Origin of the sequence: Kutzneria sp. NPDC052558 (genome assembly GCF_044547355.1) — a bacterium.
Taxonomy (GTDB): Bacteria; Actinomycetota; Actinomycetes; order Mycobacteriales; family Pseudonocardiaceae; genus Kutzneria.
Genome location: NZ_JBIUAG010000036.1, coordinates 16,019 through 32,183 on the forward strand (window position 1 = coordinate 16,019; position 16,165 = coordinate 32,183).

Genomic DNA, 16,165 nt, shown 5'->3' on the forward strand with positions numbered 1-16,165 from the left:
CACCGGCCGTGTCGTCCCAGGTCGCCCTCATGTCGCCCGGAGATCGTTCCGCTGACGACGCGCTGATGACATGGTGATTTCAGTCTGACACGGACCGCTCCACCGGTCACCCGAGCCGTCCGGCGGCGTGGCCTCCGCGCCGCCTCAAGCGCCGCCGGACACCCGCAGGGGCCGTGCACCAGGTTGCCCCGACCCTGGTGCACGGCCCCTGTGCCAACTCCGCGAGGTCGCCATGCCACACCGGTCTTCCCTGTTCAACCGCATGGCCGCCCTGCGCCAGACCTATACCGGCGAGACCAGAAACGCCGTCGTCCCCGAGATCCACTACTGCCTGGCCGGCCTGGACGCCGACGACCGCGCCGTGCTGTCCGCGACCCTAGACGGCACCTACCTGGACCCGCTCCCGCAGCACCTACGCGGACTGCTGATTCCCGGCGCCATCAGCCAGCCTCAGCAGCACCTCGAAGCCTCCGTCCTCGACGCCGTCAGCCGCGCCGGCTTCCACCACCCCGCACTCCTGCGCATGGTCCGCCCCCATCGCGACCGCATCGACCTCCATCTCCAGCCCAACGCACTCGCCCCACTCCTGCGCGAGCTACTGCCCACCGAAGGCCCGGACGGCTCCTTCCGCGGCATCCCCGGCCTCCGCGCCGTCGTCCACCGCCGCCACATCGAGCTGTACCTCCTGCACAGCATCCCGAAGGCGACGCTCCTGCTTCCCGCCGTCAGCTACCGCCCCTGGACTGAAGCACTGGCCGAGGTCGAGTCCCCACAGAATCCCCTGCGCTGGCTGGGAAACGACCCAACTCCACTACGCCCCGTCGAACTGGAGTTGGAGCACATCAAGCCCCACGCTGCCCTCGCGAGCGCAATCCTCCGTCGTCTGTTGCTCTTCCGATCCCCGCCTGAGGTGACGACTTCCTCCGACCATCCCGATGTCTGCGCGCTCGACTGGTACCACGGCCCATCGACGGCACGTGTCATACGCGCACTGGTCCATCAGGTCGGCGGGATCGCCACCACCGCCGACCTGTTCGCCACCGACACCCACCTGTCCCTGGACACCACGTCAACCCGTCTCCTGCTGCGCGGACCTGACCTCCGGCCCGAAACGACCACCGAACGGACTCCCAACATGACCAGCACCGAGCACCCGCTGACCGCCGAAGCCCTATGCGCCCACATCGCCACCAGCATCAACGGCGGTCACATCCACGCCTACGGTGCCGATCCGGCAGACTCGCCCTTGGTCGGCCACACGCGTACGACGACCGTGCTGACGACCGCCGGCAGCCGCCAGCGCTGGTTCAAAGTCAGCGTAGAAGAGATCTACCCCGCGCACGTCTCCGTGCTGTCAGCCGATCACGACGTGCTCGTCAACCTCGCTCGGCGCGCCAGGATACCCCTCCCTGCATTCGGATTCGATCCGACGCCGCTCATTCTGAGACCATGAGCTCAGACGAACACTGGCGCCGAACTGCCGCTTGCGCCTCCGGCGCGGGCGGCAGTACCACATTCCGTGACCCATTTCGTGACGCCATCCGATAGTCTCGACCTAGCTGTCACGTAACGAGTCGCGAAACGGAGAAGTCACGCCGTGAAGTGCACAGGATGCGGATCAACCTACCTGCCGGCGCCAGCTGCGGCCGTCCGGCCCGCTACCACGACGCAACCTGTCGCCAGCGCGTCCTCCGCGCTCGACTGGCCACGTCTTGGATTCCTTGACAGCCGTCGAGTTAGCTACGAGCGCGGTGCGCCGCGCCGCACTTGTCGGTGAGAGCCTTGACGACGCCAGACATCAGCTCGCTCAGGCTGCCGCCGAGCTCACTCAGCGACTCGGATTTCCTCGCAACGGCTTGGCCATCGAACTTGCCACTGGCCGTCCTGTCACGAAACCTGCCACGCCGCCTAACGATGCAAGTAACGCTCTCCGCGCCGTCACAGTCGAACATATTCTACACTCAGCAAGCAAGGTCGTAGCGAGACTTACAGCAGACGCTATCGTTCGGGTGGCAGCAACTTAGCAGGTCAACCTAAATAGGGAGTCTTGCCTTGAGCACAGAAGGTAACCTCGCCTCCAGATTCGGCAAACTACTCGATTACATTCTTCCCGACATAGACATAAACCAATCGCAAAACTTGAACGCTAACGAATCGCAAGTTGTCAGCAGCCTCAACCAAATCCTACTGGAGGTTGACGGGAAAAATTCAATTGACGCCGCGACTTCAATTCAGAGATCGCTGCTTTCTTACGTCGAAAGTAGCGAAACCACTTACGTTAACGATCTAAGACGGACTGCGGGAGGTGAGATTTACGAGCCCGCGAATCTTGACGATGACGTCAAAGATCATATCGCACGCCTTGCTCGCGACTTCTACCCCGTTTTCCTATTGCCACAGGTTACCGGGTACGGACTTCCGTATACAGTGGATCCGACCCCCATGCTGCGACACCCGGTAAATCAAATGCTCATGCGTGCGACACTAATGGACGATGCGCTCGTCAGGCTGTTCCCTCAGGCGCGTAGCAACTTTCCGGAAAGCGACACCGATCTACGGTCAATTTCATCACACATAGTCTCATCAACCGGGAAGGCGGAGGGTCTACCTCTAGCCTTACTGGCGGACCGGGTGTTGAAGAATGCATATGAACGCATCCTGCTGTCAGATCTAAATGATGTCCATTCCTACATTGAATCCGCCGTCGGTCTAATCAACGAGATTCGAACCCTTGCGACAGGCAAATCGGTTAATGTTCCCGTCGTCGCCGGCCTCGGCAACATAGACTTCGACACAGACCTTCCCTTAGAAGTATCAGGAATTAAAATATCACGGGCCGACACCGTTGGCAGTTCGAGGTTAATTTCTATCCAAGTTCCAATCTCGATAGAGGTTTCCACAACGACCCCATTCAGGCTCCTATCGGTAAAATCGGCAATGCAGATTGACGCCGCCTCTCAACACGCCGAGTTGTCCAAGCATCAATCTACAACCCTGGCGGCCGACAAAGCGTTGCAGCGCCATATTGACACTATTCGCTTCGGACTCTTGCTCGCGTCCGATAAATTGCCGTACTTTACAGCACAGCAGGGGATGACGAGAATTTTTGAGCCACTGAGTGATGTAGCTATGGCATCCATGCCGAGATATACACCCCCCTCAAGCCCTCAAACGGTCATCAACTCCGACTCTTTCGAATCGATCATATTCTGGCTGACAAGAACCTTGAATCATCCAGCAAAGCTGGACACAGCGATGCGCCGCCTATTGGCAGCCGCGACAGCACGTGCCGATCCACTCGATGGACTTATTGACGCCGTCCTTGCCTGGGAGAGCATGTTCAGCGGCACGCCGGAGACCAATCTAAGAGTCTGCGGAGCAATGTCGCATCTAATCGAACCTTCCAGCTTTACAGCGCGCAAGGAATTGTTTAGAGAACTGAAAACTATATACACCGTACGCAGTCAACTTGTCCATGGTAGTACCGAACCTAACGTGGAAGAAGCGAGCCGGCTACGAGACCGCGCAGTGGAACTCGGCCTAGTGGCTACACGTAAGCTATACAACTACCCGACACTCTACAATCTAGATTCATCAGCCCGTGGAAGCGAGATAATTCTCGGCGCTATCCAAGAGATGACAGATTTATAAATTCAAGCAGGGTAGGCGGGCTAAATCAAGAAGCCCGCCTATCACTCATTTTGAGTTTAGCACCACTTCCGTTAAGAAATTTCGACAATGGCTACCGCAGGCCAAATATGAGCTGCTTGATCGACTCGGAACGATCCTTGCCAACGATTGAACCTTTAACATCGACATACAACGCACTCAACCCCTTTTCTCCTGTCGAGGGTCCAATCCGCCACTTAGCAAGGTCCACAGTAAAGCGATTGCCGATAGCACCAATCGCCCATTCAAGCATGTCCGCATTTCGTGTAGTTCCGATTGGCGGAAAGTTAGCAATCACCCTAACCAGTGCCCACGCATCGTTATTTCTGCGAATGTACCAGCGACAGGCTTCAAGGAGATCAAGGGTCCACCATGAGCGCGGGTCGCCATCCACCATTTTCCAAGGCGCAAGTTTACGACCCACTTCCGGCATACTATTGGCACCCAGCAGGCCGTCGGCCCATTCACAGGCGTCAGCAGGAGAAAGTTCACAACTTGTCGCGGCAGCAAGGAATCCCAGAACAGCGTCTTTCTTGCTAGTGTAAAGTAGCATTGATAACGATTCGGCATTCCAGGTGCTCGGTCGCGGTTCGCCGTATCGCGCCTGCAAGTCCGCCAGAACGAAGTAGCCGTTTGTTGCAAATGCGGTCTTAATTTCACATGACATCAGTGTGTGGATTATTGCCGGGTTCGCCTCCATGGCAAAGATGTTCGCCGCAACAATAAAAAGTCCCACACCAACCTTGCCACCAGTGGCGAGTATCTTTTCGACTAGCCGAAGGCCGCGCGCATCTTGCAGAACGCTATCCGCATCATCAATAGGGAATATTATCCCGGGAATCTCGCGACTAGGCTGGGAATAATTGTTTTCACGATATCTAGAGTCGATAATTCTGCAAGCCGCCTGTAGATTAGCTACAGTCTCTTCAAGATCTTCGGCGAAGTAGTGATCTTCGCACACTCCACGCCATTTGCGGCGCAAGTTGTTTTTCCCGGAAGGATCGGAGGGAATTACAAAGAATCGTTCAGTCAGCAGGGCCTCAAGCGTCAGCACCCGAAGGTGATTCGACTTACCCATGCCGGGCTCCCCAATTATCAGGACAGAGTTCACATAGCCGGTCCCGGGGTCATGTAAAACACATCGCTCAGTATCCCCGTCCTCATAAACCCCAACCTTTATTGTCCCTGTCTCGGGATCATAGCTAGACTTACCAGAATGTTCCAAAGGCTCGTTTGCCTTGCGTTCTTCTTCTCGGCGAGCCAGGATAGCTGCCCGAATTTCGCCGTGCGCTTTTGTGTTGTTGACCAAATTTGACATTTTGGTTTCATGAGCCGCAAAGAGTTGGACGCCCGGAGGTTTCCGCACTATCGGCGCTTCGTCTCCGAAGATCCTGAGAGTCGCACCTGTTTGCTCGGCTTTGTCTGCGAAGAAATCGGCACCTTCACGAACTAGCATCGCGTCGATTCGCCATTCGCTCAGCTGCTCCGCCGAAATTCCGCGCAGCACTGGCCGCCGCGGCTCCGGCGGTATGTCGTGAGAGATAAAGTGGCTTCGAATCGCATCGGGCTCCTGAGCAGAGTAGAAGCGCGCGAGCCCCCACCAACCACTGAGATGAACGTGGATTAGGCGAAACCCGGCCGAACGCATCTTACGCATTGCATCCGTCGGATTTCCTGCTTGCCATTCTTTTAGCTTCTCATTGTAGTGAGGGTTGAAATACGAGATAAGACTGTGCTCAACGAGATCAATCGAGGTTTTGCGCATCCGACCATCCGTGAAAGCCAGAGTGTCATAGTACGCGTCAAGGCTCGGCCCATCCTCATCGTCCTCAATATGGTCGTCTCCCGTCCAGACTTTACGTTCAAGGGAGAGTGGGGCAACAAAGATCTCACAGTCAGCATTAACGTGATCCTCGTATATCCGCTGCAATTTCTTGTGATCGCTTGTGCGCTTCCAGGCATTACTTCCACCATCCTGACCGAACGCCTGACCGATATAGAGAACTTCTTGCTTAGCAATCTCCATTTTAGCACCAGATAGCAGCGAAGCTAGCGCCCAAGCATCTCCATGAATAAGCTGATCATCAACATAGAGAGAAAAGTAAGCCCCATTCTCGTGAACGTGAAAACCTCGAATCTTGCCAACAGGGGAAAAGTCCGACCCTAGCGTCTGCACGCGTTGAGAGGCCCCAAAGTCTTCACGGAAAAGAAAGTCGACCGTCAGTATTCCGTCACCGACCGCTGTCGACTCGGCGATAATTTTTGTCGATGGACGCCTGGTAATAATGTACCAGTGACTAGACGAAAGAGCTTGCGCCAGGCTCGAAGAGTCAAAGCGCCTCTGGTAGATGTGATCAACCCTAAGGCGATACGACAATGTTCCCGCCAAAATGACTCCTATGCTGTCAACCTCAACTGCTCCAGAATGACCTTAACCTCAACCTTGCCATCCGGGTTTAATTTCGTATCGCAATAACCTCTTTCGTGGCCGATCGTTCTCAAACCTCCTTGCGCTGACCTGACCGCATCCTTGTGGCTTGCTCGGGACAATACTGCCTACTGTCGAGCGCCCTCGACAATACATCTACGCTTTACTCCCCAAATGGAGCAGCGTCAGAACATTATTGGCATCGAGAGCACCTGGTGGTCCTCAGCCACGCCCACGGCTGGGGCAGGCTGACACCGCCCCGGCGGCCCTGGCCGCAAGGGCCCCGACGTGCGTACAGCGTGGCCGCGACGACGTTCCCGTCACATCGCGGCGCCCGAACAGCGGCCCCTTCACCCAAGGCTGTGTCACCCTGGCAGACCAAGGGCTGCGAGCTCTACTGGAGCACGACCTCCCGAGCGCAAACGTGGGGGGGGGGGGGGGGGGGGGCCCCCCCCCCCCCCCCCCCCCCCCCACTTCAACGTTCATGCCGGCCAGGCCCGTGTTCACCTGTCCCAGCGAGCAGGACAGGTGGCGAGGTCTTCGGCCCGACAGGGACGGCGCGATGCGTACACGTCACAGGCCATCGCGAAGGCTGAGCCGGGTGGATAGTGTGCACGACCGTCCTCGGACACGCACACTATCTACACGGGGCGAAACTGTGGCATACACAGCCTGTTCCCCTGGCTCATATCTCAGCTGCAAAGCCAATTGCCGATAAAGGCGACTTAGTCCCGTGGGCTTGGCTTCAGACAGCACCGCTCCTACATCACCGAGCGAGTCGATCATCGCGAACACGTCCGCGTCGGCCAGTGCGTCTGGCGTGGGTGCGTTGTCCAGCTCAGCTCGCGCCGCAGCCCGCTCAGCTTGGGCTTCGTTGATCGCTTCGAGCAGCGCCGCCGGATCCACTCCGGCGGCAATCGCGGCCTTGTACCGCTGCAACCGCTTCTCGGCATCCGAAAACCGTTTCTTCGCCGAATTGCGGCCTCGCACCTCTGCGTCACGAGCGGACCTTGCCGGCCCGGACGAGATCGTGCAGGGCCTGCATGGTCTCCTCGATCGGCGTCCTGGGGTCGTGCCGGTGGATCTGGTAGAGGTCGACGTAGTCGGTGCCGAGCCGCCGCAGGCTGTTGTCGAACTGGGTCATGATCGCGCCACGGGACAGACCGACCCCGTTGGGCCCAGGCCCCATCGCGAAGTGCACCTTGGTCGCGATGACCACCTCGTCCCGCTTGGCCAGCTCACCGAGCAGCTTCCCCGTGATCTCCTCACTGCTGCCGCCACCGTAGGCATTGGCGGTGTCGAAGGTGGTGATGCCCGCCTCGATCGCCTCACGGAAAAGCGGCCGAGCGTCGTCCAACCCCAGCGTCCATCCGCCGCCGTTCGCTTGCGGGGCGCCGTAACTCATGCAACCCAAGATCACCCGGGAAACCGTAAGTCCACTTCGGCCCACGTTGACGTACTCCATGCAGGTTCGCTCCTCGCGCCAACTCGATGAGTCTCAATTGGACAATAGCGCGTGAGCAAAACCCTGTGAGCAACCTGTCGAACCGTCCTGCATCGATGGCTGGACCACCCGAGATCGTCAGGTAGTCGACAGGCACGAGTGGCCCGCTGACTTCCGACCACACGATAATGGCGAGGCCGATTCTCCACTCCGGGTGATCTACATCACGACCACGGGAGTTTCCTCCGTCGGACCGCCGAGGCGGTCAGACAGGAAGGCGGCCTCCCCATGGCGGCCGGCTCTCAGCCCGACATGCGGCTGCTGATGCAGGACGCCAGCGAGCGGACGCTCGTGGTGCTGGCGATCGCCTCGTCATCATCCAACAGGACGTCGAATCTCTCCTCGGCACTGGACAGCACGTGCATGACCGCGAGAGAGTCAAACCCAAGCACTTCTCGCAGATCATCATCCACATCGAACACGGCGTGGGGCTGGCCGTCGGCCAGCACTCGGCCGACGATCGCGGAAAGCTCATCCAGAACGGTCACTTCGGCGCACACTCCTCGGATCTGATCGCTGCTGGGACGCGCATGGCCTTGCCGGTGGCCGAACGCACGATGTGGTCGACAAATTCGATGACCCTAGGAACCTCTTCCGCGTTCAGGTGCTGATGGCACCATTTCCGCAGATCCGCGACCGGCAACGGCCTGGCCGCGACGACCCGGCACGCCGCCACCTCGCCGCGGATGCGGTCGCTCGTGCCATAGACATCGACGTCGGAGACGGCGGGGTGGCGAAGGACCATGTCGCGGATCCGGGCGCAGCTCACACGAATGCCGGACACCTTGAGGAAATCCGCCTGCCGGCCGAGCAGCCAGATGCCCTGTTCGGTCGCCTTGGCCACGTCGCCGGTGGTATGCCAGCCGTCTTCCGTCTCGATCTCGACGTAGCGCCCGTCCCGGATGATGCCGGCGGCCAGCGCGCCGGTCCGAACCCGCAGGAGCCCCGATTCATCGAGGCGCACCTCGACACCATCCAAGGATGGTCCGACAAAGCCGGCGCGGTCGCGCACGGCCGCGACCTCGCCGATGGCGATCGTGCCGGTTTCGGTTGACCCGTAAGCGTTGCGGAGCGGAATGCCGGCGGCCACCGCCCGGTCGGCCGTCTCCACGCTCAGCCGCCCGGCCGAGGACACCACGGTCCGCAGCGCGGTGAACGCGGCCCGGCCGCCGACTGCCAGCACGAGATCCAGGTGAAAAGGCAGTCCGACAAATACTTCCACGCCGTCGAGCGCCGACAATCCCGCCGCGGTGGCATTGGGCCGCACCACCCGCACGCGCCGGCCACGGCCGAGGGCAGCGGCCAGATGGCTGAATCCGTAGGAGTGGAAACACGGGGTCGCCAGCGCGACATCGCCGGGCTCGGCGTAGACCGCGCCGGCGATCTGACGGCTGTCGGCCAGGGTGACCGCCGCGGGCCGGACCACGCGGGTCGGTGCGGCCGTCGAACCGGACGACAGGAAGTGGAATCCGTTTTCCCGCACCGGTTCCGACCCCAGCTCCGCGGTGATAGCCGCCTGTTCGCCGACTTCGATGCCCACAGTGTCCAGCGCCAGCCGGGGGTCGACAAAGGTGACGCCGGTTCCCAGCCGCTCGGCGGCGATCGCCGCCACGAGAATGTCGACCACCGATGCGCTCCGGCACACCAACGGGCCCGCGCCTTCCCGGGCGACGGCCCGGCCGGCGACCAGCAGTTCATCGGCGGTGACCCAGTTGCCGGCCTCGTGCACGACCGGCGCGTCCCCGGCTGCCTCCAGTGCGTCAGTGACGATCACCGCGCACTGTCCAATGCCACGGCCATGACTTCTCTGGCCGGGTTCTCGACCCCACTCGCCACTCGGTCCACAAAGGACTCGATGGCGATCGCTATTGCCTTCGCGTCGAACCGAGCATTGGCGATGACGAAGATCTCCGCCAACTCACCCGCCTCGCGGATCTCCACGAACAGCCGGTAGCCGAGTCCGAACCGGGCGAGATCGATATGCCGCGTCAGGATTCTCTCGCCGGCGCCGCGGCGCGCCATCGACCGCGTCCTGGTGGAGCGACTGTCGTTGTGCAGACAGTCGAACCACGGCAGGTCCGCAAGTCCCTTGCGGTCCCGCAGTTCCGCCCGCAGAGCATAGAGGTCGTACGGGTTGTAGCGGCCGACCCGATACGAGCGCAGCGACACCCGGTAAGCAGCCCGGACGATGTCGTCGAAGCACAACGCCCCGATGTCGAGCGTCAGGCCCCATGGCTGGACGAGGGTCCCGACGAAGGCCACCTCCGCCACGGAGAATCTGTTCGACAGCAGGCTGGCCATGGCGGCCGACTCGCGGCCGGTCATGGCCGACACGAGAACGGCGGTGGCGGCCATGAACACACTGGCGGTGCTGGCCCGCGTGCGGGCGGCGATCTCCTCGGCGGCCAGCGTCGCCATCGGGCTGATCAGCGACGCGCGCCGCCAGCACCGTGACTCGGCCGGGGCCGGCTCGAAGTTGGCCGGAGCATCCAGCATGTCCGCCCACCGCTGCACGGCACGGTGAGAGCTGACCTTCAGCCGGTCGCCGGCCTCGTCCGCAGCTCGGCCGACGGCGGTGACACGGTCAGGCCCCGGCCAGAGGTCGCGGCCGTCCAGCAACGCGCGGAAGTCCCGAACCAGCGCGCCCTCGCCGAGCTTGTCCGCAACCAGGTGCGACACCGCGCCGGCCAGTGCGACCGAACCATCGCCCGACCGCACGATCGCGAACCGCGCCGGCCAGTCCCGCATGGTGTCGAACGTCTGCTGGCCCCATTCCTCCACAAAGGACTCGATGGACCGATCGCTCAGCTCGACCGTCGGCACGTCGATCATGCCTTCGCGGTGAACGCGCTGGCGGCCAAGGCGCTCGGCCCCGGTGTCCGGGAAGGTCGTGCGCAGTCCTTCGTGGACGGTCATCACACGGCCGACAGCCGACAGGACGTCGGCCCCCGGGGGCACCGGGATCGAGAACCGCGCGTTGGTGTATCCGTCGTTCGGCCGATCGGGCCGGATCCCCCGCCAGACCGCCTCTTGTGCCCACGTGGTGGATCCCTCGATGTCGCCGCGCTCGCCCGCGAACGGGACCGCTGTCATCGCCCCTCCAGTTCCAGCTTGTCGATCCAGGTCAGCACGGCCGCGGCGGTGTCGGCCGCGTGCGCGCCGAGCATGGTGAAGTGATCGCCCGGCACCACCGCGAACTCGTGTGGCATCGACCAGCGCGCCGGCCAGTCCTCGATGCCGGCCATCTCCGGTGTCGGCGTGGTGGCCCCGAGGAACAGGATCGGCGTTGTCACCGGATTCGGCTGCCACTCGGCGAGAATGCGCAGGTAGCCGCCCATGGCCAGCAACGCGCCGTCTTCCGGTGTGCCGTCGGCCAGCGCCGACCGGGCCGGCAGGCGCAGCAGCCACTGCGGCGGGTCGACGACTGGCTCGTAGGTGTCGATCAGGACAAGTCCTTGTGGGGCATGGCCGAGCGCCTCCAGCCTGGCCGTCACGGCGTGCGCGAGGACACCGCCCATCGATCGTCCCAGCAGGACGAACGGATCTCCGTCAACGTGACCGAGGACCGACCGCGCGTGCGCATCGGTCAGTGTGTCGAGGTCCGCCGGGATCGATGGCCCGGGATGTGGCAGCACCGCCGTGTCGATCTTGCCCGCCAGCTGCCGGCCCAGCGCGTCGTACTCGTGCGGAACGAGCGTCGGCGTGACGGCCGGGACACAGACCAGTTTGACGCCGGGCCGTCCGGCGGTCAGCCGAATCGGGATCGACTCGCCGCCGCTGCTGAATATCGGCAGCGCACGCGAGGCCGCCGCCAGCAGCTGCCCGGCCTCGATGATCTTCCCGGACCGGTAGAGCCGCTCGTACACCGAGGAGATCGAGTACGTGGACGGCGCCGGCCGGTCGAGGAAGGCCGCGACGGCGTTCGGGGTCGGATGGTCGAAGGCCAAGGTCGCCGGCAGCGCCCGTCCCGTGGCCGCGGCCAGCCGGTTGCGGAACTCGATGGCCGCCAACGAATCGAACCCGTGGTCACGGAGCTCCCGGCTGGGGTCGACGGTGCTGGGCTCCGCGTGGCCGAGCACCGCCGCGGCGTGGGCGCACACGAGGTCGAGAGTCGAGTTCGTGCCCGCCACCGGCCGGGACCGACGCTGCTTTGCCAGCTTGGCCGGCACCAGATGGGCGCGGTCGGCGCCAATCGCTGCGTCGAACAGGGCCAGGCCATCGTCATCGGTGAGGGCGCCGATTCCGGCCCGTGCCATGCGTTCGTGATCGGCCGACCTGGTCATGACGCTTTCCCGCTGCCACCAGCCCCAGGACAGCGACACCGCCGGCCGGCCCTCGCGTCGGCGGTGCTCGGCCAGCCCGTCGAGAAATCCGTTGGCTGCCGCGTAGTTCGCCTGCCCCGGCGCGCCCAGCACGCTGGCCACCGAGGAGAACATCGCGAACAGCCGCAACTCATGCCCGGCCGTCAGCTCGTGCAACCACCACGCCGCGTCCACCTTCGGCCGCAGCACCGAGTGCAGCCGCTCGGGCGTCAGCCCGGTGAGCAGGCCGTCGTCGAGGATCCCCGCCGCGTGCACCACCCCGGACAACGGGCCGGTCTCGTCGATCACCTTGGCCAACTGCTCGCGGTCCGCCACGTCGCAGGCGACAACCCGGGTCCCGGGCCCACAATCCTGGCCGCCGCCGCGACTGAGCAGCACGATCTCGTCCGCGCCGCGATCGAGCAGTCGCCGGGCGATGAGCCGGCCAAGCGCGCCGGTCCCCCCGGTGACCAGGATCGTGCCGGCCAGTCGCACCGGCTCCCCGGGCACAGCGGTCACGAGGCGGGGGATCGTCACTGTGCCGTCGAGGATCCGCGACTCCGCCAGCCCGGCGGCGACCACCGACGGTAGAAGGGCGGCGGAATCGGTGTCGGTCAACAGGATCCGGCCCGGGTGCTCGGCCTGCGCGGACCGCGCCATCGCCGCCACGGCCGTGCTGGCCAGGCCCTGGTTCCGGCGGGCGTTGACTACCAGCGGCTTTTCCTCCGCCGCGAGCCAGCTTTGCAGGAACTCGAGCGCCTCCTGGGTTACACGGTGCACGTCGGCCACGACATCGTCCCCGGTCGGCGGCACGTCGTAGACGCCGAACTCGGCTGTGGCCTCGGCGACGTCGACCGTGATCCAGTCGGTCGCCCGCAGGTCGGCCAATCTCCGGGCGTGACCGGTCATCGGGCGCGTGGTCAGCGACTTGACCGACACGACCGGCTGGCCGGTGGGATCGGTGGCGCGCAGGCTCACGGCGCCGTTGTCGTCGGTGTCCAACTCGACGCGCAGGCTGGTCGCCCCGTGCGCGTGGATCCGAACACCTTCCCATGCGAACGGCAGCCGGAACTCGTCGGCGTTCACCGCAGGACCGTGCAGCGCCGCGTCCAGCAGCGCCGGATGCACGCCGAAGCCGCCAACGTCGCTGGTCACCCGCACTTCGGCGAACAGCCGGCTACCACACCGCCACAACCGGGTCAGTCCTTGGAACGCCGGTCCGTAGCCGGGGAGTCGCTCGTAGGCGTCGGCGACGTCGATTTCCTCGGCATCGGCCGGCGGCCACTGCGCCGCAGGGATTGGCGGGGCATCTTCCCGGCCCAGCAGCCCCGTCGCGTGCGGCAGCCACTCGCCTCCGGTGCGGGCGCTGACGGTCACCGGCCGCGCGCCCGCGTTCTCGGGGCCGACGCTGACCTGCACCGACAGGTCGCCGTCGAGCACCAACGGGGCCTGGATCACCAGCTCGCGCAGCACATCGCAGCCGACCTCCTCGCCGGCCCGCAATGCCATCTCCACCAGAGCCGTTCCCGGCAGCACCACCTCGCCGCCGATCCGGTGGTCGGCCAGCCATGGCTGCGCCGCGACGGAGATCCGCCCCGACAGCACGACCGAGCCGGTGTCGGCGACCATGGTGACCGCGCTCAGCAGCGGATGCTCGACAGCCCCGAGCCCAGCGGCCGCCACATCACCGGCGCTGGTGTCGTTGAGCCAGAACCGCTTACGCTGGAACGGGTACGTGGGCAGCTCCACCCGCCGCCCCGGCCCGACAACCGTCGCCCAGTCAATGGTTCGCCCCCAGCCGTGCACGGTCGCAAGGGCCTTCAACACCGCCGCCACCTCATCGTGGTCCCGCCGCCCCGACGCCACGCACCGCGCCTCCGGCAAGCACCGCTGCGCCATGGCCGTCAACACCGCATCCGGGCCCAACTCGACAAACCCGGCGACGCCCTGACCCGCCAACCACTCCACACCATCAGCGAACCGCACCGTGGCCTCGACGTGCTCCAACCAATACTCCGCCGACATCGGTCGGGCAAGCCCACCAGTCACCATGGACACCAACGGAATCCGCGCCGAGCCGAACTCGATCTCGGCCAACTCCGCCGCGAAATCCTCCAACATCGGACGCATCAACGGCGAATGGAACGCATGGCTGACCCGCAACCACGACGTCTTGCACGCCACCCGGGCCGCGATCGCCTCCAGGGCCGCACGTTCCCCCGACAACACGACCGAAGTCGGACCGTTCACCGCCGCCACCGACACCGCATCCGCCAGCGGCACACCGGTCTCAGCCGTCCCAACCGCCTCCCGATCCCTCAGCAACGACAACACTTCCGTCTCGGTCATCGCAACCGACAGCATCGCGCCGCCGGCCGGCAACGCCCCCATAAGCCGGCCCCGCGCACCCACCAGCCGCACCGCATCCGCCAGCGACAACACCCCCGCCACATGCGCCGCCGCGATCTCCCCCACCGAATGACCACCGACAAAATCCGGCCGGAAGCCCAACGACTCCCACAACCGGAACAACGCCACCTCGTACGCGAACAACGCCAACTGGGCGAACTCCGTGCGATTCACCGCAGACTCGGGCTCGAACATCAGGTCACGCAAACCCGGCCCGGCCACCTCGTCCAGCACCTTCGCGAACACCGGGAACCGGGCGTACAACGCCTTTCCCATCCCCGACCACTGCGAACCCTGACCGGAGAACAACACCGCCACCGAACCGTCGACCGGCCGGCCCAGCACCAACTCACCGTCCACAACGACCCCACGAACCGGCAACTTCGCCTTGCCCAGCAGCGAAAACGCCACATCGTGGGTGGGCTCCAACGTCTCTGCCATCGCGGCCAACGCCGACTCCGACCGAGCCGACACCACCAACGGCGCCACACCGGCCGTGTCGGTCACCGACTCCGACGGCACCGCAACGCCCTCCAGGATCACATGGGCGTTGGTGCCACTGATGCCAAACGAGGAGACGCCGGCCCGACGCACGTCACCCGGCCACTCCCGGGCCCCGGTCAGCAGTTCGACCGCCCCGGCGGACCAATCCACCTCGGGCGTGGGCGCGTCGACGTGCAAAGTCCGTGGCAGCACACCGTGCCGCATCGCCAGCACCATCTTGATCACACCAGCCACGCCGGCCGCGCCCTGGGTGTGCCCGAGGTTAGACTTCAGCGACCCCAACCACAACGGCGTCGAACGGTCCTGTCCGTAGGTGGCCAGCACCGCCTGCGCCTCAATGGGATCCCCGAGACGGGTGCCGGTCCCGTGCGCCTCGACGACATCGACATCCGCGGCGGTGAGGCCCGCGTCGGCCAGGGCCGCGCGGATCAGCCGCTGTTGCGCTGGACCGTTCGGCGCGGTCAAGCCGTTCGACGCCCCATCCTGGTTCACCGCCGAACCGCGCACGACCGCCAGCACCTCATGCCCGAGGCGCTGCGCGTCCGACAGCCGTTCCACCAGCAGCAGCGCCAATCCCTCGGAGAGGGCAGTGCCGTCGGCGGCCCTGGCGAAGGCCTTCACCCGGCAGTCCGGAGACAGGCCCTGCTGCACACTGAAGCCGGCGAACACATCCGGGGTCGACAGGACCGTCACGCCGCCGGCGACAGCCAACGAGCACTCCCCTGCGCGCAGGGCCCGCACGGCCAGGTGCAGCGCCACCAGCGACGACGAGCAGGCCGTGTCGACAGTCATCGCCGGCCCCTCGAAGCCGAACGTGTAGGCGATCCGGCCGGAGGCGACGCTGCCGGCGCCGCCGTTGCCGAGATAGCCGGCAAGCTCCTTCGGGGGCCTGCGCAGCCGACTGGCGTATTCGTGGTACATCACGCCGGTGAACACACCGCTTCGGCTGCCCCGCAACGACAACGGATCGATGCCGGCCCGCTCGAGCAACTCCCACGACGCCTCGAGCAACAACCGCTGCTGCGGATCCATCGCAAGCGCCTCACGCGGCGAGATCCCGAAGAACTCCGGGTCGAACTCCGCAGCGTCAGAAAGGAATCCGCCCTCACGGCGGTACGAGGTATCGGACAGATCCCAGCCGCGGTCGGTCGGAAACGGGGTGATCGCATCGCCGCCTGCGGCCAGCAGTGTCCACAGGTCTTCGGGCGAGCGCACCCCGCCGGGCAGCCGGCACGCCATCGACACGATCGCGACCGGCTCGGCCCGCTCCGTCCGCAGCTCGGCGTTCTCGGCCCGCAGGCGGCGGTTCTCCTTCACCGATTTCCGCAGCGCGTCAAGGAGTTGGTCGTC

Annotated in this window: 8 protein-coding genes and 1 pseudogene; 2 read left to right on the top strand and 7 right to left on the bottom strand. The window is 64.3% G+C overall.

Annotated elements, in window-relative coordinates; translation table 11 throughout:
* Window positions 1-262 precede the first annotated feature (262 nt).
* Together ACIG5F_RS40895 and ACIG5F_RS40900 are read left to right on the top strand one after the other, a co-directional pair.
* Entirely contained in the window at window positions 263-1,453 is a 1,191-nt protein-coding gene (locus ACIG5F_RS40895) for a hypothetical protein (RefSeq protein WP_396525518.1), read from the top strand.
* Window positions 1,454-2,052: 599 nt separating this feature from the next.
* Window positions 2,053-3,651 (top strand): hypothetical protein, encoded by a 1,599-nt coding sequence (locus tag ACIG5F_RS40900; protein ID WP_396525519.1) that lies wholly within the window; start codon window positions 2,053-2,055, stop codon window positions 3,649-3,651.
* Between the two features lie 91 nt (window positions 3,652-3,742).
* Here the strand turns inward: ACIG5F_RS40900 and ACIG5F_RS40905 are convergent, their stop codons facing one another.
* From ACIG5F_RS40905 to ACIG5F_RS40935, 7 genes and pseudogenes are all read right to left on the bottom strand, one after another.
* Window positions 3,743-6,058, bottom strand: a complete 2,316-nt coding sequence (locus tag ACIG5F_RS40905) for a hypothetical protein (protein WP_396525520.1) — start codon at window positions 6,056-6,058, stop codon at window positions 3,743-3,745.
* A gap of 612 nt (window positions 6,059-6,670) precedes the next feature.
* Window positions 6,671-7,087, bottom strand: coding sequence for a hypothetical protein (locus tag ACIG5F_RS40910; protein WP_396525521.1), 417 nt, complete (start codon window positions 7,085-7,087; stop codon window positions 6,671-6,673).
* A gap of 7 nt (window positions 7,088-7,094) precedes the next feature.
* Window positions 7,095-7,502 carry an aldo/keto reductase gene (locus ACIG5F_RS40915; protein ID WP_396525522.1) on the bottom strand — a complete coding sequence of 136 codons (408 nt, stop codon included), beginning with the start codon at window positions 7,500-7,502 and terminating at the stop codon, window positions 7,095-7,097.
* Window positions 7,503-7,843: 341 nt separating this feature from the next.
* Window positions 7,844-8,089, bottom strand: coding sequence for an acyl carrier protein (locus ACIG5F_RS40920; protein ID WP_396525523.1), 246 nt, complete (start codon window positions 8,087-8,089; stop codon window positions 7,844-7,846).
* Entirely contained in the window at window positions 8,086-9,330 is a 1,245-nt protein-coding gene (locus ACIG5F_RS40925; RefSeq protein ID WP_396525525.1) for a fatty acid--CoA ligase family protein, read from the bottom strand. Before ACIG5F_RS40925 ends, ACIG5F_RS40920 begins: the two co-directional genes overlap by 4 nt.
* Window positions 9,331-9,371: 41 nt before the next feature.
* The gene (locus ACIG5F_RS40930) at window positions 9,372-10,694 is read right to left on the bottom strand and encodes a condensation domain-containing protein (protein ID WP_396525526.1); all 1,323 of its coding nucleotides are present in this window, start codon (window positions 10,692-10,694) and stop codon (window positions 9,372-9,374) included.
* Window positions 10,691-16,165: pseudogene (locus ACIG5F_RS40935) on the bottom strand (SDR family NAD(P)-dependent oxidoreductase); the annotation flags it as partial. The pseudogene ACIG5F_RS40935 and the gene ACIG5F_RS40930, both read right to left, overlap by 4 nt.